The sequence below is a fragment of the Gemmatimonadaceae bacterium genome (assembly GCA_036273715.1).
Lineage (GTDB): Bacteria > Gemmatimonadota > Gemmatimonadetes > Gemmatimonadales > Gemmatimonadaceae > JADGGM01.
In genome coordinates, this window is sequence record DASUHB010000069.1 from 1 (window position 1) to 19,112 (window position 19,112).

A 19,112-nucleotide genomic window follows, 5' to 3' on the forward strand; every position below is an offset into this window, starting at 1 on the left:
GGAGCCGGAAGGCGGACAACACGGACAAAGCCGGAAAGCGAACAACGCGGACGGAGCCGGAAGGCGGACAACACGGACAAAGCCGGAAAGCGAACAACGCGGACGGAGCCGGAAGGCGGACAACACGGACAAAGCCGGAAAGCGAACAACGCGGACGGAGCCGGAAGGCGGACAACACGGACAGAGCCGGAGCGGGACGGACCGATGAGGCGGACAACGCGGACCGAGCCGGAAGCCGGACAACTCCCTTCTCCGGCCGTGTCCGGATCGTCCGGCCTTGTCCGCCTTACCGGCCTTGTCCGCCTTAAAGGATGAACTCCGTAACGAACACCGAAGCCACGGGCGTTCCGTCAGTCTTGTGCGCAGGCCTGAAGTGGTATTCTGACAGCCTCGACTTGAGCTCGTGGTCGTAGCCGGAGTCACCGGTCGGATCGAACTCGAATTTCACCACACGCCCAGTTTGATCGATCGTGAATCGCAGCTGCACCGTCTTCCCGTGCAATCCTTTGGGAACAGGCAATGGCGGGATCACCGCGAAGTCGGGCGTCGCGGGATACACCGTGCCTTCACCGCCTCCGGTGCCCGGTCCGTTCCCCGAGCCGCGGCCAGGACCGTTGCCGGCGCCCACACCCCCTCCGGTGCCCGGACCGGCGCCATCAGAACCGTCAGTCCCGGCGCCGGCCGCAGGTGCGACCGCGACAACGGTCGGCGCCGTCGCCGTCGGAGTCGGCGCTTGTTCAGCCGGCGTGACGGTCGGCTGGACGACCGGCTTCTTCACGACGGGCTTGGGCTGCTTCTTGACCACCGGCGGCGTGATCGGCTGCGGCTTGGGCACCGCCGGCTTGGGCGTCGCGAGTCGCATGTACTTGACCCGCTGCTGGATCACGCGCTGGCCACCCAGGCCGAGTCGGCCACCGCCGCCACCGCCGGCGGGCCCTGATCCGCCTGCGCCGCGCGCGATCTCCGCCTTCTCGACCGTAACGATGCCGCCGATCAGCAGCAGGATGATTATCGCGTGGATCACGAGCGAGGCGAGCAACCCCCAGCGCCCCGGCCGCTCGGTTGGAACGCCGATCGGCGGCCGGTACGGCGGCATGGGCCGCGGCTCAGGTGCGCTCGTCACAGCGCGGTTCGAGTTGGCGATGGGCCACCTCCATGCACGATCCTATTCGAGCACGACCTCGAGGTTCCCTCAACATAACGGAAAAGGAGCAATCGGCGGCTTTATGATCTTCCACATAAGGCCGGCCTTTGCGTTCGAGGTGTCCTGCGACGCCGACGAGACGACCGGTGGCGTGAGCCAGTGCGGATCCTGCGACGACACGGCTTCAAAAGAAGTCGTCCGAGATCGGCGCTGCACGGCCGGCCACGCGAAACGGGCTCGCCCGGCAAACGCCGCGGCGAGCCCGTTCTCGGTTCTTCGAGCGATCCGAGTTACTTGGGCGGAATACCGATGATCTTGACTCCCGCGCCGCGCGCCACGTCCATGGCGTGAATCACATCCTGAAACGTCACGGCCGTATCGCCCTTCACGAAGATGATCTTGTCCGGGCGCCCGTCGTACACGTCGTGCAGTCTCTTGGCCAGGGCCGCCTTCGGCACATCCTCGCTGTTGAGCTTGTACGCGCCGTTCGGCAGCACCTGCAGTACGATCTGGTCCGGATTGGGCTGCGGTGTCGTCGGTGGCGGATTCGGATCGGGCAGCTGCGTATCGATCGCCTTCCGCGCCAGCGGGACGGCCACCATGAAGATCACCAGCAGCACCAGCAGCACGTCGATCATCGGCGTGACGTTGATGTCGTTGGTGAGGCCGCGCTCGTTCGCGCCTGACATAGCCATGGTCGCGGTCTCCTGTCCTACTGTTTGTTAGGCGTCGGCGACAAGATGTCGCCCGGCACCGTGGAGCGGGTTCCCGGCGTCTGGTCGGTGATGGCTGCCAGCACGCGCACCCCGTTGTGCTCGATGATGTCGATCGCGTCGAGCACCTTGGCGTACTTGATGTTCCGGTCTGCCTTGAGGTACATGATGAACTCCTGCCGGCCCGGCGCATTGAAGATGTCCCGCGTGCGCGCGGCCAGCGTCGAGTTCTCGATCTTCTTCTTGTTCAGATAGTACTGTCCGTACGCATCGATCCCGAGCACGACGTCATCGTTCTCTTCGGGATGCGCCTTGATGTTGATGCCATCGGGCGGCTGCGCCTGGAAGCCGGAATTGATGAGCGGCGTCACGATCATGAAAATGATCAACAACACGAGCATGACGTCGATCAACGGCGTGACGTTGGGCTCCGCTTTGACCGCGCCGCTCGACCCTGTGGACGACATCGCCATGACTCGACTCCTCGATCAGTGAGTGGCGACTACTGGGAAATCGGGCCGCCCTGAGAGCTCGACGCCGAGGTGGCGTTGAACTCGCGGGTGAACCGCGACCGGCCGAACTCGCCGGCCACACCCTTGATCAGGTAGTCGATCATTTCCTTCGACGTGTACGTCATCTCGACGGACAGGTTGTCGATCTTGGTCGAGAAGTAGTTGAAGAACCACACCGCCGGAATGGCGACGATGAGGCCGAAGGCCGTCGTGATGAGTGCCTCGGAAATACCGGCCGACACCGAGCCTAACCCGCCGGCGCCCGACACCGCCATGCCCTGGAAGGCGTTCACGATGCCCATGACCGTTCCGAGCAGTCCGACGAACGGCGCCGTGGCGCCGACCGTCGCCAGCACGGCCAGACCGCGCTTGAGCTCGGACACGATGATCAACATGTTGCGCTCCACCGCGCGCTCGGCCGAGTTGATGTCGGCCACGGTCACCGATCCGTCCTGGAGCAGCGGCTTCACTTCGCCTAACGCACCGCCCAACACCCGGGCCACGTGCGATTTCTTGTAGCTCTCGGCGAGCTTGATGGCCTCGTTGAGGTTGTCCTCCTCGAGGAACTGCGAAAACTCCGGCGCGAACTTGCGGGTCTCCGACTGCGCCTTCCGCAGACGGATCCACTTCCCGATCGCGATGGTGAGCGAGAAGATCGACATGATCGCGAGCACGAACACGATGCCCTTGGCGAACCACCCCATCGTGCCCCACATGGATACCAGCGACAGACTCATGGATCAGGTCCTCCGACGGTGTGCGATTGGTGAACCTACGACACCCAGCTTCACGGCTTGGGCTTCGCGAACGAAAACGGGAACTGCACGAGCTCTTTCACTTTCCGGCCGCCGGTTTCGGCAGCATAGAACCGCATGCGCGGCAGCACGTTCTTCACGGAATTCGTGAACAGGTCGTTGGAGGACTTGAGCACCTTGAACGTGCTCATGTCCGCCTTGCCCGTCGTGTCGATCACGAACTGCACGAGCACTTCGCCTTCGACGCCCGCGCTCTCCAGCATGCTCGGGTACTGCGGCTTCGGATTGTCTTCCTTGGCCAACGCCGGCTTCTCGACCTGGAACTCGAAATACGTCTGATCCGGGTTCACCGGACCCTTGCCGCCGACGACGCCTTTCGAGGTGCCGCCTTCGACGCCCTTGCCGGAGAAATCGGCTTCGTTAGTCACCGCCTTCGACAGGTCGACATCCGGAATCTTGGTCGGGATGTTGATCGGCGGCGTCAGCACCTGGAAGCCTTTGGGAGGCGGCGGCTGCACCGTCGTCTGCGGCGGCGGCGGCTTCGGCGGCTCCGGCTTCGGTGGAGGCGGTTTGGTTTGGACGAACTTGACGTCCTCTTCCCGGTGCTCTTTCTCGCTGCGCAGGCCCGCGTTCAACGTGACCGCGACGGCAAGTCCGATCAGTGCCGCGTGCACGATGACGCTTGCGATGGCACCGCCCGGATTCTTGTCCCGTTTGGGCTTGGATTCGAGCAGCGTGGTGAACATGCTCGATCACGCTCCGCTGTGAAGGGTTCCACACCAGTCCGTAACGCTTCGAGAACTTTACCGGCGGCAAATGAGCCGGTAATGCCGGCCACATTAAGAAACCGTGAAGCCGATGTTATTTTTCCCGAACGACCAACCGTGACCGCGCTGTGCGCGCCGAGCATTGCTCAGGCTGCGGCTGGGCCCTCGGCGCGGTCACGCAAGACGTGGTCCGGTTCTTCGTCAGGCACCGGGAGAGTCACGGTGAACGTGCTGCCGCGCCCGTATCGCGACCTGACGGAGATGGTGCCGCCGTGGGCTTCGGCAATCCACTGGCTGATGGCGAGTCCCAAACCGAACCCTGATCGTTCCGTGCCGCGCGAGCGCGCGCGATCCGCGCGATAGAAGCGCTCGAAAATGTGCGGCAGATCGGAGGCAGAGATCCCGATGCCGGTGTCGCGCACCGAGAACGCGGCGGTGTGCTCGTACGATGTGAGCGAGATTTCCACGCTGCCGCCGCGCGGCGTGTACTTGATCGCATTCGTGGTGAGGTTCAGGAAGAGTTGGCGCAGCCGCGCCCGGTCGCCGAGCACCGACACGCGCGCCGGCTCGGCCATGGTCACCGTTAGGCCTGCGGGCTCGGCCAGAATCGTCGCGGTCTCGTAGACTTCGCGCGCCAGCGGCTCGAGTGCCACGCGCTCGCGGTGCAGATCGAAGCGCCCTTCATCCGCCCGCGCCAGCGTGAGCAGGCTCTCCACCAGATCCGCCATCCGCGTCGTCTCGTGCAGCGCTTCCTCGAGCGCCACCATCCGTTCGGCGCGGGTCGACGCGCCGCTCATGGAGCGCTCGACGTCGGCGCGCAGCACGGCCAACGGCGTCTTGAGCTCGTGGCTCGCATCCGCGGTGAATCTGCGCAACGCCGCGAACGACTTCTCGAGGCGTTCCATCATCTCGTTGAGCGTGATGCCGAGGCGGGCCATCTCTTCGTTGGCATCGTCGATCGGCAGACGCCGGTGCAGGCTGCGCCCGTCGGTGATGGCCTGCACTTCGTTGATCATCTGCCCAACGGGACGGAACGCACGCCCGGCGATGATGTACGCCAGCCCGACCGACGCCATGAGCAGGAGCGGCGCGACCGCGAAGCTGGTGCCGATGAGCTCGCGAATCGCGATGTCGGTGGAGGTGACCGACTCCGCGGCCACGACGCGCTGAACGTTAGGCACGTCCATGTCTTCGTTCACCGCCACCAGCAGCAGGCGGTCTTTGTCGAGATCGAGCAGGACGCCCTGGCCGCCCGGCTTCACCGAGATCGCCTCGCGCTGCAGTGTCGCGCGGTCGTCTTCGGACAGGCGCAGGTAGGCGAACGAGCCGTACAGCAGCCGCCCGCTCGGGTCGAGGACGAGCACGTACCCTTCCATGCCCTCGAACAGCGTCCGCAGCGTCGGCGAGAGAATCGGTCCCGACAGCGTGTCCTTCGTCACCGTGACGGGCCCCGACTTGCTCGCCTGCTCGATGATGTTGGACGCGAGATTCGCCTGCGCCAGCACATGCTTGGACAGCTCTTCGTAGGAGCTCGCACGGCGCGCCGTCCACAGCGCCGCGGTGAAGGCCACCATCGTGCCGACCATTGCGCCCGCGTAGGCAATCGTGAGGCGGGCCCGAATGCTTCTCACCGCGATCCTCCGCGCATCACTCGCGTATCACGTAGCCCACACCGCGGACGGTGTGGATCAGTTTCACGGGCGCGTTCGCGTCGACCTTCTTGCGGAGGTGGTTGATCACCACGTCCACGATGTTCGTCCCTGGATCGAAGTGATAGCCCCACGCGTACTCGGTGATGAGCGTCCGGCTCATCACGCGCCCCGTGTGACGCATCAGGTACTCCAGCACCGTGTATTCCTTGGGCGTGAGCTCGAGGTCGCGTCCCGCGCGCCTAACGGTGCGCGTGTTCTTGTCCAGCTCGAGATCCTTCACCCGCAGCTGCGGCTCGGCGATGGCCAGCGGCCGGCGGCTCAGCGCTTCGACGCGCGCCAGAAACTCCTCGAACGCGAACGGCTTGGTGACGTAGTCGTCGGCGCCGGCGCGCAGCGCCTGCACCTTCGCGTCGACGGCGTCCTGCGCGGTGAGCACCAGCACCGGGCGCTGAAAGCCGCGCGCGCGCAGGTTGTGCAGCACTTCCATGCCCGATCGGCCGGGCAGCCGCATGTCCAGCACGATGAGATCGTACGCGTCCGAATGGGCCCGCCGTTCGCCCTCTTCGCCGTCGGGCACGAGATCGACGCCCCAGCGCTGCTCTTCGAGCCCGCGCTTGACGTACTGCCCAACGGTCGGATCATCCTCGATTACCAGAATCTTCATTGCCAGCGTCGCTCAGTCATCCGGGCGTCGGTCGGTGGAACCCGTATTCGCGAATCTTGCGATACAACGTCTTGGGCGAAATACCGAGGACCTCGGCGGCCTTGCCTTGGTGCCAGTTCACGTGCGTCAACACCGACTCGATGTGGCGCCGTTCGACGTCGTCGAGCGGGACCATCGGCTCGGCAGCCCGGCCGCCGGAGGCCGGCCCGCCTAACGGAAGGTCCGCCGCGTGGACGACCCCGTTCGTCGCCAGCAAGACCGCGCGCTCCATCACGTTGCGCAGCTCGCGCACGTTGCCCGGCCACGCGTAGTGCTGCATCGCCTCGAGCGCATCCGGCGCCAGCGTCGGCGCCGTGGGCCCGCCGAACTGCGCCAGAAAATGGGCCGCCAGCAGCGGCACGTCCACCGTCCGCTCGCGCAACGGCGGCAGCGTGATGCTGATCGTATTGATGCGATAGTAAAGATCACTGCGGAACGTTCCATCGGCTACGCGCTGCGCCAGATCCTGATTGCTCGCCGCAACCACGCGCAGATCGGTATGCACTTTCTGCGTGCCGCCCACCCGATAGAAGCTCCCCAGCTCGAGCGCGCGCAGCAGCTTGCCCTGGAGCCGTTGATCGAGGGCGCCGATTTCGTCCATGAAGATGGTGCCGCCCGACGCCAGCTCGAAGAGCCCGAGCTTCCGCGCCACCGCGCCCGGGAACGCGCCGCGCTCGTGGCCGAACAACTCGCTCTCCAGCGAGTCGTCGGGAATCGCCGCGCAGTTCAAGTCGACTAACGGACCGGCCGCGCGATGCGACAAGCGGTGGAGCGAGTGCGCGATGAGCTCCTTGCCGGTGCCGCTCTCGCCCGACACCAGCACCGCCGAATCGCTCTTCGCCACGCGCTCCACCAGGGCGAGCACCGCTTGCATCGGCGCGTACTGCGTCACCACTTCCGGCACCGCGTCGGCCCGCGCCAACCGCGACTGCAAGAGCGTGTTTTCGAGCGAGAGCTGGCGCTTTTCCCATGCGCGGCGCACGAGCACTTCGATCTCCGCCATGCGATACGGCTTGCTCAGGTAATCGTAGGCGCCGAGCTTCATCGCGCTGATGGCCGTTTCGATCGTGCCGTTGCCGGTGATGATGATCACCTCCGGCGGCGACACGTCCTCACGAACCTGCCGGAGCACTTCCAACCCATCGAGCTCCGGCATCACGATGTCGAGCAGTGCCACGTCGAACGCCTCGGCGCGCAGCGCGTCTAACGCTGCCCGCCCGTCGGTGAACGTGCGCACCTCGTGACCGCGGCCGGCGAGAAATTTCTCCAGCAGCGCGCCGAGATTCGGCTCGTCTTCCGCGATCAGAACCTTGATTCGTGCGTCGCCTCTCATGTCGTTTTCTCCTTGCCCTGGCCGTCCGTCGTCGGCTTGGCCTGCGCCGCCGGCAAGTGCACGCGAAACGTGCTGCCCACACCGAGCTGGCTCTCCACTTCGATGCGCCCTCCATGATCGGCCACGATGCCGTAGCAGATGGACAATCCGAGACCGGTGCCCCGGCCCGGCGACTTGGTCGTATAGAACGGCTCGAACAACCTGCCTAAATCGCTGCCGGCGATGCCCCGCCCCTGGTCTTCCACTTCGATCACCACGCCGGACTCCGGCGCATCGTTCCGGCTCCGGATCGCGACGCGGCCCGCGCCATCCATGGCGTCGCTCGCGTTGAGCAAGAGCGCCATGAGCACCTGCGCCAATTGCTCGCGGCTGCCGAGCACCGGCGGCTCCGCATCCGCTTCGAGCGACGCTTCGACGCGAACATGCCTGAAGCGCGGATGGTGCTTGAGCAGGAACAGCGTGTGCTCCACCACGTCGTTCGGATCCACCACCTCGCGCGTGTCGCCGCGCGGCCGGCTGAAGTCGAGCAGGCCATCGACGATGCGCTTGCTGCGATGCACTTCGTGATCGATGATGTGCGTGTACTCGGCGATCGCATCGTGCAACGGCGCCGGCACGCCGCTCTCGTTCAGCTGCAAGGCGAGGCTCTCGGCGCAGGCGGCGATCGTGGCGAGCGGATTGTTGATTTCGTGCATCACGCCGGCCGACAGCTGGCCTAACGCAGCCAGCCGCTGGGCCTCGGCCACGCGCTCGTGCGCGCGCTTCCATTCCGTGATGTCCTCGCCGATGGTGATCACGTGCGTCACCGCCGCGTCGTTGATGCGCATGGGAATCTTCGACACGCGGTACGTGCGCAGCTCTCCCGCCGCCGTCGACGTCATCTCGAACTGCGTCATCGCGCCGGTCCGAAAGACGTCATCGAATTCCTGGCGCAGCATGTCGGCGGGTTGGCGGCGCAAGATCTCGAAGATCGTGCGGCCTAACGCTTCCTCGCGCAGCACGCCCTGCAGGCCGGTCTCCCGCTTCCGGTTCCACGCGTGCACGCGGTACTCGCGATCCACCACGTACAGACCCACCGGCAGCGAATCCACGATGCGCTCGATGAACCGGCGCTGCTCGTCGATCTGCCGCGTCCGCTCGACCACCGCTTCCGCGGCGCGCCGCGCACTCTCATCCGACGCGAGCGCCGACCCGACCAGAAATCCTGCCGTGGTCAGCACCGTGCGTTCGAGCGGCGACAGCGCAGCACCCCGGATCGTCGCCAACGTGCCGCCGCTGCCATCGCGATGCGACCCGCCAAGCGGCGTCAGAACGATCACATCGGCTGCCCGCCCCGCGCGTGTCCCGTACGGCGCCGGCAGCTGATCGACGGTGAGCTCGATGGTTCCACCCGGCGCACGCGCCAACCGCTCGGCGCCCTCTTCGGTCGAGTCGGACGACACACGCCACAGCGAGCACTCATCCAGATCGAGACCGGATCGCAAGGTCTCGAGCAAATCATCCAGCGGGTCGGAAAGCGCTGAAGCCGCCGCTCCATTCGCGAGTCGCTGTGCGAGCGAAGCGATCAGAAGCAGGAGTTCACTGCACGAGCTATCGACTTGAGCATCCGACGGCGCCACACGTGATTGACGAGGCACGGATCCTCGAATTGGCAGGACTCATTAACCTAAGGCACAGACCCACCGACGGACAAGATGACCGAAGAACTCGGCGCCGCCCATCTTCCTGCGAATTCGACAGTTGCCTGTCAGCCAGGCAGCGAATCGGGCAAAATCGGCAACAAATTCCGGTACGCCGGTTGCTTTGCGGGTCGGCGCAACCCTGATCACAGGAGATTATCTATGGCGTACCGTGGAAGCTCACTCGTTCCGTTCTTCGGCAGCGAAACGCGGCCGTTGTTCGGGCTCCGCCGTGAGATCGACCGGCTGTTCGACGATATGACTGGAGGCAGCGAGCGGTCTCGTTGGACGCCCGCGGTGGACGTCCGTGAGACCGAGAAGTCGTTGGCCATCGACGTGGAGCTGCCGGGCATCAAGCCGGAAAACGTCGAAGTGAACGTCGAGAACGGTGTGCTCTCGATTACTGGAGAGAAGCGCTCCGAGCGCGCACACGACGAGAAGGACCGCTACCACATGGTCGAACGGAGCTACGGCTCGTTCTTCCGGTCGTTCCAGTTACCGGCCGGCGTCGATGAGTCGCAGATCAAAGCGTCGTTTCACGACGGTCTGTTGACGGTCGACATTCCGAAGGCTGCACTGCCGCAGCCGCGGAAGATCGAGATCGCCAAGCATGGCGAGAAGGAAGTCGCATCGCAGCCGGCGCGCGAGACGGCATCGCGCGGATCCAGCCCATCGGCATCGACCGGCGAGCGCATGGCGGCGAGCGGATCCGAGCCTGCGCCTAACGAAGCGCGCCGGTAGGCTTCCGCCCGCGCCGCCACGGGATCGCCGCCCCGGTTCACGCCGTGGCGGCGATTTGCGTCAGGATCTCGTCGTTGGTCCGCTTGTGCCCCGGCGAATCCTCGATGTGCCGCCACGCGATGCGGCCGTCGGTGCCGACGAGGAAATACGCGCGATTGGCGAAGAACCGCTCGGGGATCAACACCCCGTAGGCGCGCGACACGTCGCGCTTGAAATCACTGAGCAGGTCGACCCGCATGTTGTGCTTGGCCTTGAACTCGCGCAACGTGGGCACCGAATCGACACTGATCGGCAGAATGACGACGTCCTTGTCGAGGAACTGGTCGAAGTCGTCGCTCATGTCGCACAGCTCGGCCGTGCACGTGCTCGTGAAGGCGAGCGGGAAGAACGCGATGAGCACGCGCTTCTTTCCACGGAACGAGGAGAGCGTGACCGGCGACCCGGCGGTCGAATCAGCGGTGAAGTCGGGAGCGACGTCGCCGACGGCCGGGCTCGAGCCCGCGGTCGTTGGAGCTGGTGCGGACATCCGGGCTTATCCTCCGTTGGTCGGGTGCGCGGAAGCTAGAGCGATGCTCCGTCGCCGGCAACGATGGCCGTTGCGTCAGGGGCTTTCGCGGCGCGGTGATTCGCGGGTCGCCTCTCGCCGCGGCTCGACGCGCGGTGCGCTCGATGCAGCGCTCGACGGCGCGCGAATGAGTTCTTCGGCCGCGAGCAGGCTGCGCGACAGCTCGGCCATCGTCATGTTGCGGCTCTGACTCGTGCGCTGCAGCACCTTGTACGCCGCGCTCTCGCTGATCGAGTCGCGCTCCATGAGAATTCCCTTAGCACGCTCGATGATTTTCCGATCTTCGAGCCGCTTGCGCAGGTCGTCGGTCTCGTGGCGCTGCTTCATCCACTCTTCGTGCCGCGCTTCGGCGATGGCGATGGCGGCGCTCAGTTGGGCGGCCGTCACCGGCTTTACCAGGTAGTGAAACACCGGCAGCATTGCCGCTTGGCCCAACGTCTCGGCGTCGCTGTACGCCGTGACGATGATGATCGGGACGGGCCGGTCGATGTGGATCCGTTCCGCCGCTTCCAGGCCCGAGAGATGGGGCATGCGGACGTCGAGCAGCACGAGATCGGGGCTCAGGGTGCGCGCCATGGAGACGGCGGTCACGCCGTCGGCAGCAATGCCGATCACGCTGTGGCCGAGTGAGCGCAGATCTTGCTCGAGGCCCAGCGCGGTGACGCTCTCATCCTCGGCGATCAAGATTCGTAGCGGCGATGGCAATGGTGGCTCCGGCGTGGCATCTTGAATTGACGTACAGCCTGCAAGACACGGACCCTCGACTCCATTGAGTCCGTTCTAGCCGGTCGACCAGCGAGTTCGTACATGTCCGAAGCACGCATCGTGATCGTGGCTCCCTCGAAAGCGAATGTGCGCGCCGCGGCGACGACGCGTGCGTTGGCCCGTGCGCTCGAGCGGATGGACTTTCGCGTCGCGCACGCAACGCCCGCCGATGCCGTGGACTCGGTGGACGAGCGGGTGGAAGCCGTGATCGTCGCCGCGACTCGTCCTATTGTGCTGCCGATCGCGCGCCGCCTCAAGGCCCGCTTTCAGATGCCGCTGCTGCCGATCGTGGCGCTCACGGCGGCCCCGCGGCAGCGGCCTAACGGTGCGGCGCCAGACGTGTGGCTGCGCGCATCCACGCCGTGCGCCGAAGTGGCCGACCGCGTCGAAGAGCTGGTGCGCATCCGGCACGCCGAGCGTGAGATGGTCCGCTTGAGCACCACGCTGGCGGAGCTCGCAGCGGAGAATGGGCGGTTGTACGAGCGCGCGCGGCGCGACGCCGAGGCCACCGCGCTGCTGTTGCGCGAGCTGCAGCATCGCGTGCGAAACAATCTTGCGGCGATCCAGGCGCTGCTGGTGCTCGAGCGCCATCGCGCGCCGCCGCGCGCGCTGCCCGAAGCGCTCGACGTCGCGATCGCCCGATTGCGCAGCATGGCGGCGCTGCAGGATTCGCTCTTGCCGCACGCCAGCGAAGTGGAGCTTGCGTCGCTCGCGCGCGCGGTGGCGAACGGCGCGCTCGATGTGTTTGGCGCCGGCGATCGCGTGCGCTGCGACGTGACTGGCGGCGCCACGTTGCCGGCGCGCAGCGCGAGCGCGGTGGCCATCGTGCTCAACGAGCTGATCACCAACGCACTCAAACACGCCGATGCGCAGACGGTCGACGTCACGATCCGGCAGAATGGTCGCGCCGTCGAATTGGATGTCGCAGACGATGGACGCGGCATGCCGGCGACGAGCGCGAGCGGCAGCGGCTTGGTGATCGTGCGGGCGGTGGTGCAGAACGAGTTGGGCGGCTCGTTGTCCTACGTGCCATCGGCGTGCGGGACGCGGGCACGAATTGCGATTCCAGCCGCGGCCGGCGACGGCGCGGCAGGCGCCGACTGAGCGGCGCTCATCTGCATGTCGGCGGGCGGGCTCGAGGCGACCAGCACGGCGGTCGCCGCGAGCACGGCCGCCCCGGCCAGGAGCTCCAGGGCCGCGGAGCGGCGCAGCCGCCGCGCCGCGGCCTCGCTGCCTAACGACGGCCGCATGAGGCGCCAGTTGATGGCGCCCAGCGCCAACACGGTCGCGACCAGCGCGAGCTTGATGAGCAGCGTGCGCCCGTAGTCGCTGTCGACGAAGGCGTGCCAGCTGCCCAGGTGCAGCCAGGCGGCGATGACGCCCGTGGCCACCACTACGCCGGCCGACACCAGCGCCACCGGCGAGAACGCGTTGACGAAGTCCGCGGCCGCCGGTCCCCGCGCGCCGGGGTCCTGCCCGAGGCAGGCGGGCATGGCGACGAGCGCCACGCCTAACAACGTGCCTAACCACGCCCCGGCGGCCAGGATGTGCAGCGCGTCCGCACAGACGGCCAGTTCCCGCAACGATCCGGCGTCGGCCGCGTGTCCGCTCATCGAAAACGACAGCGCGAGGAGCACGGCGCACACCTCGGCGAACCGCCAGTGCGCGGTCCCCGCGCGCCGCGATGGGACGCCTGCGGCAAGCGCGATGATCGCTGCCGCGACCTGCAGCAGCCACGCCCAGCCCCACACCGTCGTGGTCACGACGCCGCCCACGTCCACCGGCATCGGCGGATTGCCGCGCAGGGCGGCGATTTGCGCCGCGAGACGCAGCGCGGCGTCGATGACCAGAAGCGCAGCCGCAAGACGGAGCACACCGGCGGCGCGACTGTCCACGCGCCCGGCCAGCTCGGCGCGGCCGGCGCTCGCGCGCGGCGTCACCCACCGCGCGAGCACGATGGATCCGACTAACGCAAGCATCGCGACGAAGCCGAGCCAACGCACGGCGACATACCAGAACGACTCGACGTCGAAGCCGCCGGCCGAGCTCGTGTCCATTGCGGCCATCGATGGAGGAGCGGGCGACGGCGTCATCGTGTCGGGCGGCGGCGACGCAGGGGGCGCAGCGGACGCCTGCGGCGCGACGGCCGCCGCATGAGCCGAGATCGTAAACGCGAACGAGCCGTGCACCGGGTGTCCGTCGTCGGACGTGGTCCGCCAACGAACGGTGTACCTGCCCGGCGGCAACGCGTGTATGAGCCCGACCGTCAGTGTGTGTTTCGGAACCTGCACGAGGCGCGGCGGACCGGAGTCGACGCGCGCGCCGGCAGCATTCAGCACTTCGATGTGCGTTGGCGCGAGCTGCGGATCTTCGCTGAAGGACAGGCCGACCGCGGCGGGCGCTGCGTCGAGCGTCGAGCCGGCGGGCGGCGCGCTCGACACGAGGATGAGATGCGCAAACGCCGCGCGCGGAATCGCGAGGCCGGCCAGAAGCACGGCGACGAACGACGCAATGCGCGCGCGACGCAGGCGCCGGGCGGCCAATGAATTCAGCGGCGCTCCTCCGCGTTGCGAGTGGGCGGAGACTGACTACGCAAAAGGCCCGGCGGCACTGCATCCGCCAGGCCTGGGATGATTGGCGATGGAGCGTGCGAGGTTCGAACTCGCGACCTTTCGGTTGCAAACCGAATGCTCTCCCAACTGAGCTAACGCCCCGATGCAAGACGAAAGATAAAATCGCCCGCGTCGCGCGCGCCAGAGCATGCTTCCACCGTTCGTGCGACGGGTCTACGTTTCGCGAAGTCCCTTCGGCAGGAGCAGGCGATGAGCACCCAGCCAGATACCGCGGCGTCGACGCAGCATCTCACCGTGCGCTGTCCATTTTGCCGCACGTGGAACCGTGTCGCCGCGGCGCGGGTGAGCGACCGGCCCAAGTGCGGGAACTGCGCGCGTCCCCTGCTCCTGGATCGGCCGCTGGCGGTCGACGACGAGTCGTTTCAGCGCACGATTACCGAGACGGACGTGCCCGTCCTGGTCGACTTCTACGCGGACTGGTGCGGACCCTGCAAGATGATGGCGCCGCTGCTCGATGAAGTTGCGGCGACCCATCAGGGCGCTCTGTTAGTCACGAAGCTCGACACGGATCGCGCGCCGCTGACATCGCAGCAATACAACGTGCGCGGCATTCCAACCACCATTCTCTTCCGCGACGGGCGCGAGGTCGCGCGCGAAGTGGGCGCCGTTCCGAAGGCGCGCCTCGAGGCGTTGGCGTCGAAGTAGCCTCGCTCGACCGTCTTCGCCCTCGCGATCGAACCGGAGGCCGGACGGGCAGAGTGCTACGCTCATGAAGACGCGGACACAGCACGGTCACAGCGGACACGACACGAGGCGTACTGAGCCCTGAGGCGCGAAGGCAGTGACCGCGTGGCGAGGCTCCGCCCAAACGCCACATGGAGGGATCTACGACAAAAGCTCAAAAGGATAAGAACAAGGATGCAAGAGATGGGGTCGGCGCACCTCCACGCTTAACGACGCGTCGTTGAGGTTGCATATGCACCGACCCCATCTCTTGTATCCTTGTGGTTATCCTTCACACCAGAGCGAAGAAGCTCTCCACACAGGCCTCCAGTTAGCCCTCACGTCGCTCTTCCAGCGGCCATAGTGCGCCGACGTGTACCGACCTGCTTCCCCAAAAAAAGGGCCGCCTAACGGCGGCCCTGTGACGATGGGCGCGGCTACTCGTGCGCCGGAAGCGGCTCCATCGTGTCCGGATTCACCGGCACCTGCACCTCGTCGCGATAGGGCGACGTCATGAGCGTCACCCGGACGCGCGGGAACGCATCCATGAACGCGCGGTAGCTGAGTCCCCACAGACCGAGGAAGCCGAGCGTCATGCCGATCTCCCAGATCCCGAAGAGGAAATGCGGCGCGCCCGCGTGCAGCGACGGATACACCTCGATGTAGCGCAGCAGCCAGATGCCCACCACGCTGCTCAGGGCGAAGATGAAAAACGTCGGCAGATACACCTTCGCCGCGCGCGACAACAGGCCAAAGAACGGAATCACGAACGCCAGGAAGACGATCGCGAGCGTCGCCCACTCCCAGGGCGCTTCCAGACGGCCGTGGAACCAGTGCGTCTCCTCCGGCATGTTGCCGTACCAGATCACCAGGTATTGCGCGAACGTGAGGTAGCCCCAGAACGCCGTGAACGCGAACCCCAGTTTGCCCAGGTCGTGGAAGTGGTGCTCGGTGATCAGCTCTTCGGCTGCCAGGTGTCTGCGCCACCACATCACGAGCAGCGACCACGACATGATCGCGGCCAGCCACGCCCCCATGTAGAACCACCAGCCGTACATCGTGCTCTGGAAGTACATGTCGAGCGACATCGACAGATCCCAGGAGTGCATCAGATAGAAGAAGTTGAACAGCAGGCACATGACCACGGCCAGCCAGCCCTGCATTGAGTGCGTCGAGTGGATCTCGCGGCGCTCCTCGCCGAACCCGCGTCGCATGCGGTCGCGAATGCCCCTGGCCCAGGCGGCGCCGAAGTCGTTAGGCAACACGCCCACGTCCAGCCGCACACACTTGTAGATGTACCACAGGCTGAGCACGGTGAGGATGAGGAACATCCCGATCTCGCGCGCGGCGAAGAAGCCCGGGCTCAGCCAGAACCGCTTCTCGGGAATCGGCGCTTCGCCGGAAAACCAGGGGAAGATGTGCTTGCCGCCGAGGATGATCACGATGAGCAGCAGCAACGCCACCGGCATGAACGCTACGTAGCCTTCGATCATCCGCACGATGGTGCGCGACCAACGCGCGGTCGTGATGCGCTGCACCGCGACCACGATCACGCCCGCCTGCGACACGCTGGCGAAGAACAGCCAGTTGAAGTGCATTGCCTGCCACATGCGATCCTGTCCGGTGAACGCGCCGATCAGGAATACGATGAGTCCGATGATGGCGAAGATGGCACTCCACGTCGTGACCCACGGCGGCATCGGTTTGGACGTCAGCCGGACGAGTTCCTCGCGGCTGGGCATGTCTCGATCGGTCGTCGCGTGCGAGCTCACGGGCGGCCTCCCTTGGATGCGGCGGACGGCTTGGTGGTGCTAACGCTGTCGGTCGGTGTCGCCGCCTGCGGCGGCAGCGCGGCCGTATCCTCGAGCTCCGACATCCACGCCGCGACATCCTGCGGACGGTACGGGGCCGGTCGCGTTGGGCCGGTGCGCGTGTAGCCCGGCACCTGGCGTCCGTTCTCTCCGGGGAACCCGGGGGGCGAGGTGTCGGCGGTGACACCGGGGAGTTTGCCTTGCAGCGCGCGCACGTAATTCACCACGTCCCAGCGATCCATGTCTTCGATGCGGTCGTACGTGGGCATCAACCCGCGGCCGTTGCGGATCATGCCATAGATGTAGCCGTCGGTACGGTTCTTCGTGACATCGGTGAGCAAGCTCGGCGCGGGCACGCCGTACTGCACCGCTCTGCCGTTGCCCGCGCCGGATGCACCGTGACAGACCGCGCAGTTGATCTGGAAATACTTGCGGCCGTTGTCCAACGACGCGCGGGTCGGCGCATGCGGATTCTGCAAGTTGGACATCGAGTCGATCGTGCCCGGCAGTTGCTGGTACGACACCACGTAGGCCGGTTCGGGATTTCCGGTGAGCGGCACCGAGTAGATGGGCGTGCCGCGCATCGGGGTCACCGTGTCGCCGGCATACTGCCATTGCCACGGCTTGATTTTGGGCTGCTGCTTGAAATCCGTGAACCACTCGCAGCCGGTAGCCGCGACGGTCGCGGCGAGCAGCAGCGCGACGCGCATCGTGCCTAACGCTTTACCGCTCACCGCGCACCTCCACCGCCCCGTGCTTCTTGAGCGTATCTGAAACGTCGGTCTGCCGGTCCGGCGGGCATTCCACCCACACGCCGAAATTCGCGTTGCTGAACCGCTCATCGTAGCCCACCGTCATCGTGATGCGCGGAATGCGCGATACGACGAACAAGCCGAGCACCGTCGCGAGCGAGCCGATGAGCACCATGACCTCGAAGCTGATGATCGTGTACGGCACCCACGACGGCACCACCTTGCCGCCGACGACTAACGGCCAGTAGTCCGAGATCCAGATCGGAATCCAGTAGCCGAACGTCGCGCCGAGCAGTCCGCCGATGAGCGTGTAGCGGCGGACGACGCTCGGACCCGTGTTCAGCAAGTGCTCCAGCTCGTGGCGCGGCGCGGGCGAATACACCCGGATGTCTCCGGCCTTGAGCTTCTTGACCGCTGCGACCGCATCGACCGTCGCGTCGAGCTCGCGGAATACTCCGACGATGCCTTCCATCAGTCGCGCTCCCCCGGCGTCTCCGGCTCGTACTCCAGGTGCATGCCCGCGACGTCGATGCCTTCCACCGCGTGCGCCACTCTGAGGGGCGGAGGGATGATCTCCTTGATCTCGGCGATCGCGACGACGGGGAAGTTCTTGATGAAGAGCAGGAACCACATCGCGAACCACCCGAAGCTGCCTAACAGAATCGCCCAGTCGATGTACGTGGGGGCATACCGCGTCCACTGCCACGGCTCGAATTCGTGGGACAGCGACGGATCGAAGATCACGAAGCGCTCGAACCACATGCCGAGGTTGATGAACAAGGACAGCGTGAACAGCCACGTCGTATTGCGACGCAGTTTTTGCCAGAATAGCGTGAGCGGCAGAATGGTGTTGCAGGTGAGCATGATCCACGCCGCCCACCACCATTGGCCGAACACCCGGTTGTACCAGAACGAGTGCTCGATCTCGTTGCCGCCGTACCAGCCGATGAAGAATTCGGTGATGTACGCCGTCGCCACCACGAGTGCCGTGAATAGACACAGCTTCGCCGCGGCGTCGAGGTGGTTGAGCGTGACGTAATGCTTGAGGTTGAACCAGCGCCGGATCGGGATGATGATGGTGAACACCATGCCGATGCCGGAGAAGATCGCGCCGGCCACGAAGTACGGTGCGAACAACGTCGCGTGCCAGCCCGGCGTGTTGGCCATGGCGAAGTCGAACGACACCGTGGAGTGCACCGACAGCACCAGCGGCGTCGAGAACGCGGCCAGGAACAGATACGCGCGCGCGAAGTGCCGCCACTCGAGGTCCGAGTTGCGCCATCCGAACGACAGCACCCCGTAGATCCGTTTGCGCAGGGGATCGCGCTCGCGGTCCCGGATGGCGGCGAAGTCGGGCAGGAGTCCCAGGTACAGGAACGTCGCCGAAACGGTCAGGTACGTGAGGATCGCGAACACGTCCCAGACTAACGGAGACTTGAACTGCGGCCAGATGAGCCGCCAGTTCGGGTACGGGATCAGCCAGAAGAATTTCCACGGGCGCCCGAGGTGAAGAATCGGGAACAAGCCCGCGGTCATGATCGCGAACACGGTCATCGCTTCCGCGCACCGGTAAATCGTGGTGCGGAATCCCGCGCGGAAGAGATACAAGATCGCGGAGATCAGCGTGCCCGCGTGTCCGATACCGACCCAGAACACGAACGTGACGATGTACACGCCCCACATGACGGGCGGCGAATATCCTGCCACGCCCAGGCCCATGTACACCTGCCACATCCAGGCGCCAAGCCCGATCAGCAGGCAGACGACCGCCAGCAACAAGCCGGCGAGCCACGCCTTGGTCGGATTGAGAGTGCGGCGGATCTCCTCGGTGACCTGGTCGTACGTCTCGACCGACGGAAGCTGAATGTTCGCTTCCGGTATGTTAGGCCCGGTTTGGACTCGCGGTCGTGCGACAGTGGCCATG

19 protein-coding genes and 1 tRNA gene are annotated in these 19,112 nt (G+C 65.8%); 3 read left to right on the plus strand and 17 right to left on the minus strand.

Annotation, left to right across the window (positions count from 1 at the left end; translation table 11 throughout):
* Positions 1-304 precede the first annotated feature (304 nt).
* From VFW04_15965 to VFW04_16005, 9 genes are all read right to left on the minus strand, one after another.
* Positions 305-1,123, minus strand: a complete 819-nt coding sequence (locus tag VFW04_15965) for a hypothetical protein (GenBank protein ID HEX5180827.1) — start codon at positions 1,121-1,123, stop codon at positions 305-307.
* A gap of 311 nt (positions 1,124-1,434) precedes the next feature.
* Positions 1,435-1,839, minus strand: a complete 405-nt coding sequence (locus VFW04_15970; GenBank protein ID HEX5180828.1) for a biopolymer transporter ExbD — start codon at positions 1,837-1,839, stop codon at positions 1,435-1,437.
* Positions 1,840-1,856: 17 nt separating this feature from the next.
* Positions 1,857-2,330, minus strand: a complete 474-nt coding sequence (locus VFW04_15975; GenBank protein HEX5180829.1) for a biopolymer transporter ExbD — start codon at positions 2,328-2,330, stop codon at positions 1,857-1,859.
* A 29-nt stretch (positions 2,331-2,359) separates the two neighbouring features.
* On the minus strand, positions 2,360-3,106 hold the full coding sequence (locus tag VFW04_15980) for a MotA/TolQ/ExbB proton channel family protein (GenBank protein HEX5180830.1): 747 nt from the start codon (positions 3,104-3,106) through the stop codon (positions 2,360-2,362).
* A gap of 50 nt (positions 3,107-3,156) precedes the next feature.
* Positions 3,157-3,870 carry an energy transducer TonB gene (locus VFW04_15985; GenBank protein HEX5180831.1) on the minus strand — a complete coding sequence of 238 codons (714 nt, stop codon included), beginning with the start codon at positions 3,868-3,870 and terminating at the stop codon, positions 3,157-3,159.
* A gap of 167 nt (positions 3,871-4,037) precedes the next feature.
* Positions 4,038-5,522 (minus strand): HAMP domain-containing sensor histidine kinase, encoded by a 1,485-nt coding sequence (locus tag VFW04_15990; protein HEX5180832.1) that lies wholly within the window; start codon positions 5,520-5,522, stop codon positions 4,038-4,040.
* Between the two features lie 16 nt (positions 5,523-5,538).
* On the minus strand, positions 5,539-6,207 hold the full coding sequence (locus VFW04_15995) for a response regulator transcription factor (protein HEX5180833.1): 669 nt from the start codon (positions 6,205-6,207) through the stop codon (positions 5,539-5,541).
* Between the two features lie 16 nt (positions 6,208-6,223).
* Entirely contained in the window at positions 6,224-7,579 is a 1,356-nt protein-coding gene (locus tag VFW04_16000) for a sigma-54 dependent transcriptional regulator (GenBank protein HEX5180834.1), read from the minus strand.
* On the minus strand, positions 7,576-9,063 hold the full coding sequence (locus VFW04_16005; protein HEX5180835.1) for an ATP-binding protein: 1,488 nt from the start codon (positions 9,061-9,063) through the stop codon (positions 7,576-7,578). The genes VFW04_16000 and VFW04_16005 overlap by 4 nt, the downstream gene beginning before the upstream one ends.
* A gap of 357 nt (positions 9,064-9,420) precedes the next feature.
* Between VFW04_16005 and VFW04_16010 the strand changes: the two genes are divergently transcribed.
* Positions 9,421-9,999, plus strand: a complete 579-nt coding sequence (locus tag VFW04_16010) for an Hsp20/alpha crystallin family protein (GenBank protein ID HEX5180836.1) — start codon at positions 9,421-9,423, stop codon at positions 9,997-9,999.
* Positions 10,000-10,036: 37 nt separating this feature from the next.
* On the opposite strand, the gene VFW04_16015 is transcribed toward VFW04_16010, so the two are convergent.
* Both VFW04_16015 and VFW04_16020 read right to left on the minus strand, forming a co-directional pair.
* Positions 10,037-10,525 (minus strand): redoxin domain-containing protein, encoded by a 489-nt coding sequence (locus VFW04_16015; GenBank protein HEX5180837.1) that lies wholly within the window; start codon positions 10,523-10,525, stop codon positions 10,037-10,039.
* 75 nt (positions 10,526-10,600) lie between these two features.
* The gene (locus tag VFW04_16020; protein ID HEX5180838.1) at positions 10,601-11,269 is read right to left on the minus strand and encodes a response regulator; all 669 of its coding nucleotides are present in this window, start codon (positions 11,267-11,269) and stop codon (positions 10,601-10,603) included.
* 102 nt (positions 11,270-11,371) lie between these two features.
* On the opposite strand from VFW04_16020, the gene VFW04_16025 reads away from it, so the two are divergent.
* The gene (locus VFW04_16025) at positions 11,372-12,433 is read left to right on the plus strand and encodes a sensor histidine kinase (protein HEX5180839.1); all 1,062 of its coding nucleotides are present in this window, start codon (positions 11,372-11,374) and stop codon (positions 12,431-12,433) included.
* On the opposite strand, the gene VFW04_16030 is transcribed toward VFW04_16025, so the two are convergent.
* Both VFW04_16030 and VFW04_16035 read right to left on the minus strand, forming a co-directional pair.
* Complete coding sequence (locus VFW04_16030; protein ID HEX5180840.1) at positions 12,352-13,872, minus strand: CopD family protein; 1,521 nt, start codon at positions 13,870-13,872, stop codon at positions 12,352-12,354. The two genes, VFW04_16025 and VFW04_16030, sit on opposite strands and share 82 nt — an antisense overlap.
* A 98-nt stretch (positions 13,873-13,970) precedes the next feature.
* Positions 13,971-14,043: transfer RNA gene (locus VFW04_16035), tRNA-Ala, on the minus strand.
* A gap of 108 nt (positions 14,044-14,151) precedes the next feature.
* On the opposite strand from VFW04_16035, the gene trxA reads away from it, so the two are divergent.
* Positions 14,152-14,607, plus strand: a complete 456-nt coding sequence (gene trxA / locus VFW04_16040; GenBank protein HEX5180841.1) for a thioredoxin — start codon at positions 14,152-14,154, stop codon at positions 14,605-14,607.
* Positions 14,608-15,062: 455 nt separating this feature from the next.
* On the opposite strand, the gene VFW04_16045 is transcribed toward trxA, so the two are convergent.
* From VFW04_16045 to nrfD, 4 genes are read right to left on the minus strand one after another with little or no spacing between them, the layout of a single operon-like run.
* Positions 15,063-16,397 carry a hypothetical protein gene (locus VFW04_16045; GenBank protein HEX5180842.1) on the minus strand — a complete coding sequence of 445 codons (1,335 nt, stop codon included), beginning with the start codon at positions 16,395-16,397 and terminating at the stop codon, positions 15,063-15,065.
* Entirely contained in the window at positions 16,394-17,170 is a 777-nt protein-coding gene (locus tag VFW04_16050; GenBank protein ID HEX5180843.1) for a cytochrome c, read from the minus strand. The genes VFW04_16045 and VFW04_16050 overlap by 4 nt, the downstream gene beginning before the upstream one ends.
* On the minus strand, positions 17,160-17,660 hold the full coding sequence (locus tag VFW04_16055) for a DUF3341 domain-containing protein (GenBank protein HEX5180844.1): 501 nt from the start codon (positions 17,658-17,660) through the stop codon (positions 17,160-17,162). Before VFW04_16055 ends, VFW04_16050 begins: the two co-directional genes overlap by 11 nt.
* Positions 17,660-19,111 (minus strand): NrfD/PsrC family molybdoenzyme membrane anchor subunit, encoded by a 1,452-nt coding sequence (nrfD, locus tag VFW04_16060; GenBank protein ID HEX5180845.1) that lies wholly within the window; start codon positions 19,109-19,111, stop codon positions 17,660-17,662. The genes VFW04_16055 and nrfD overlap by 1 nt, the downstream gene beginning before the upstream one ends.
* Position 19,112 lies beyond the last annotated feature (1 nt).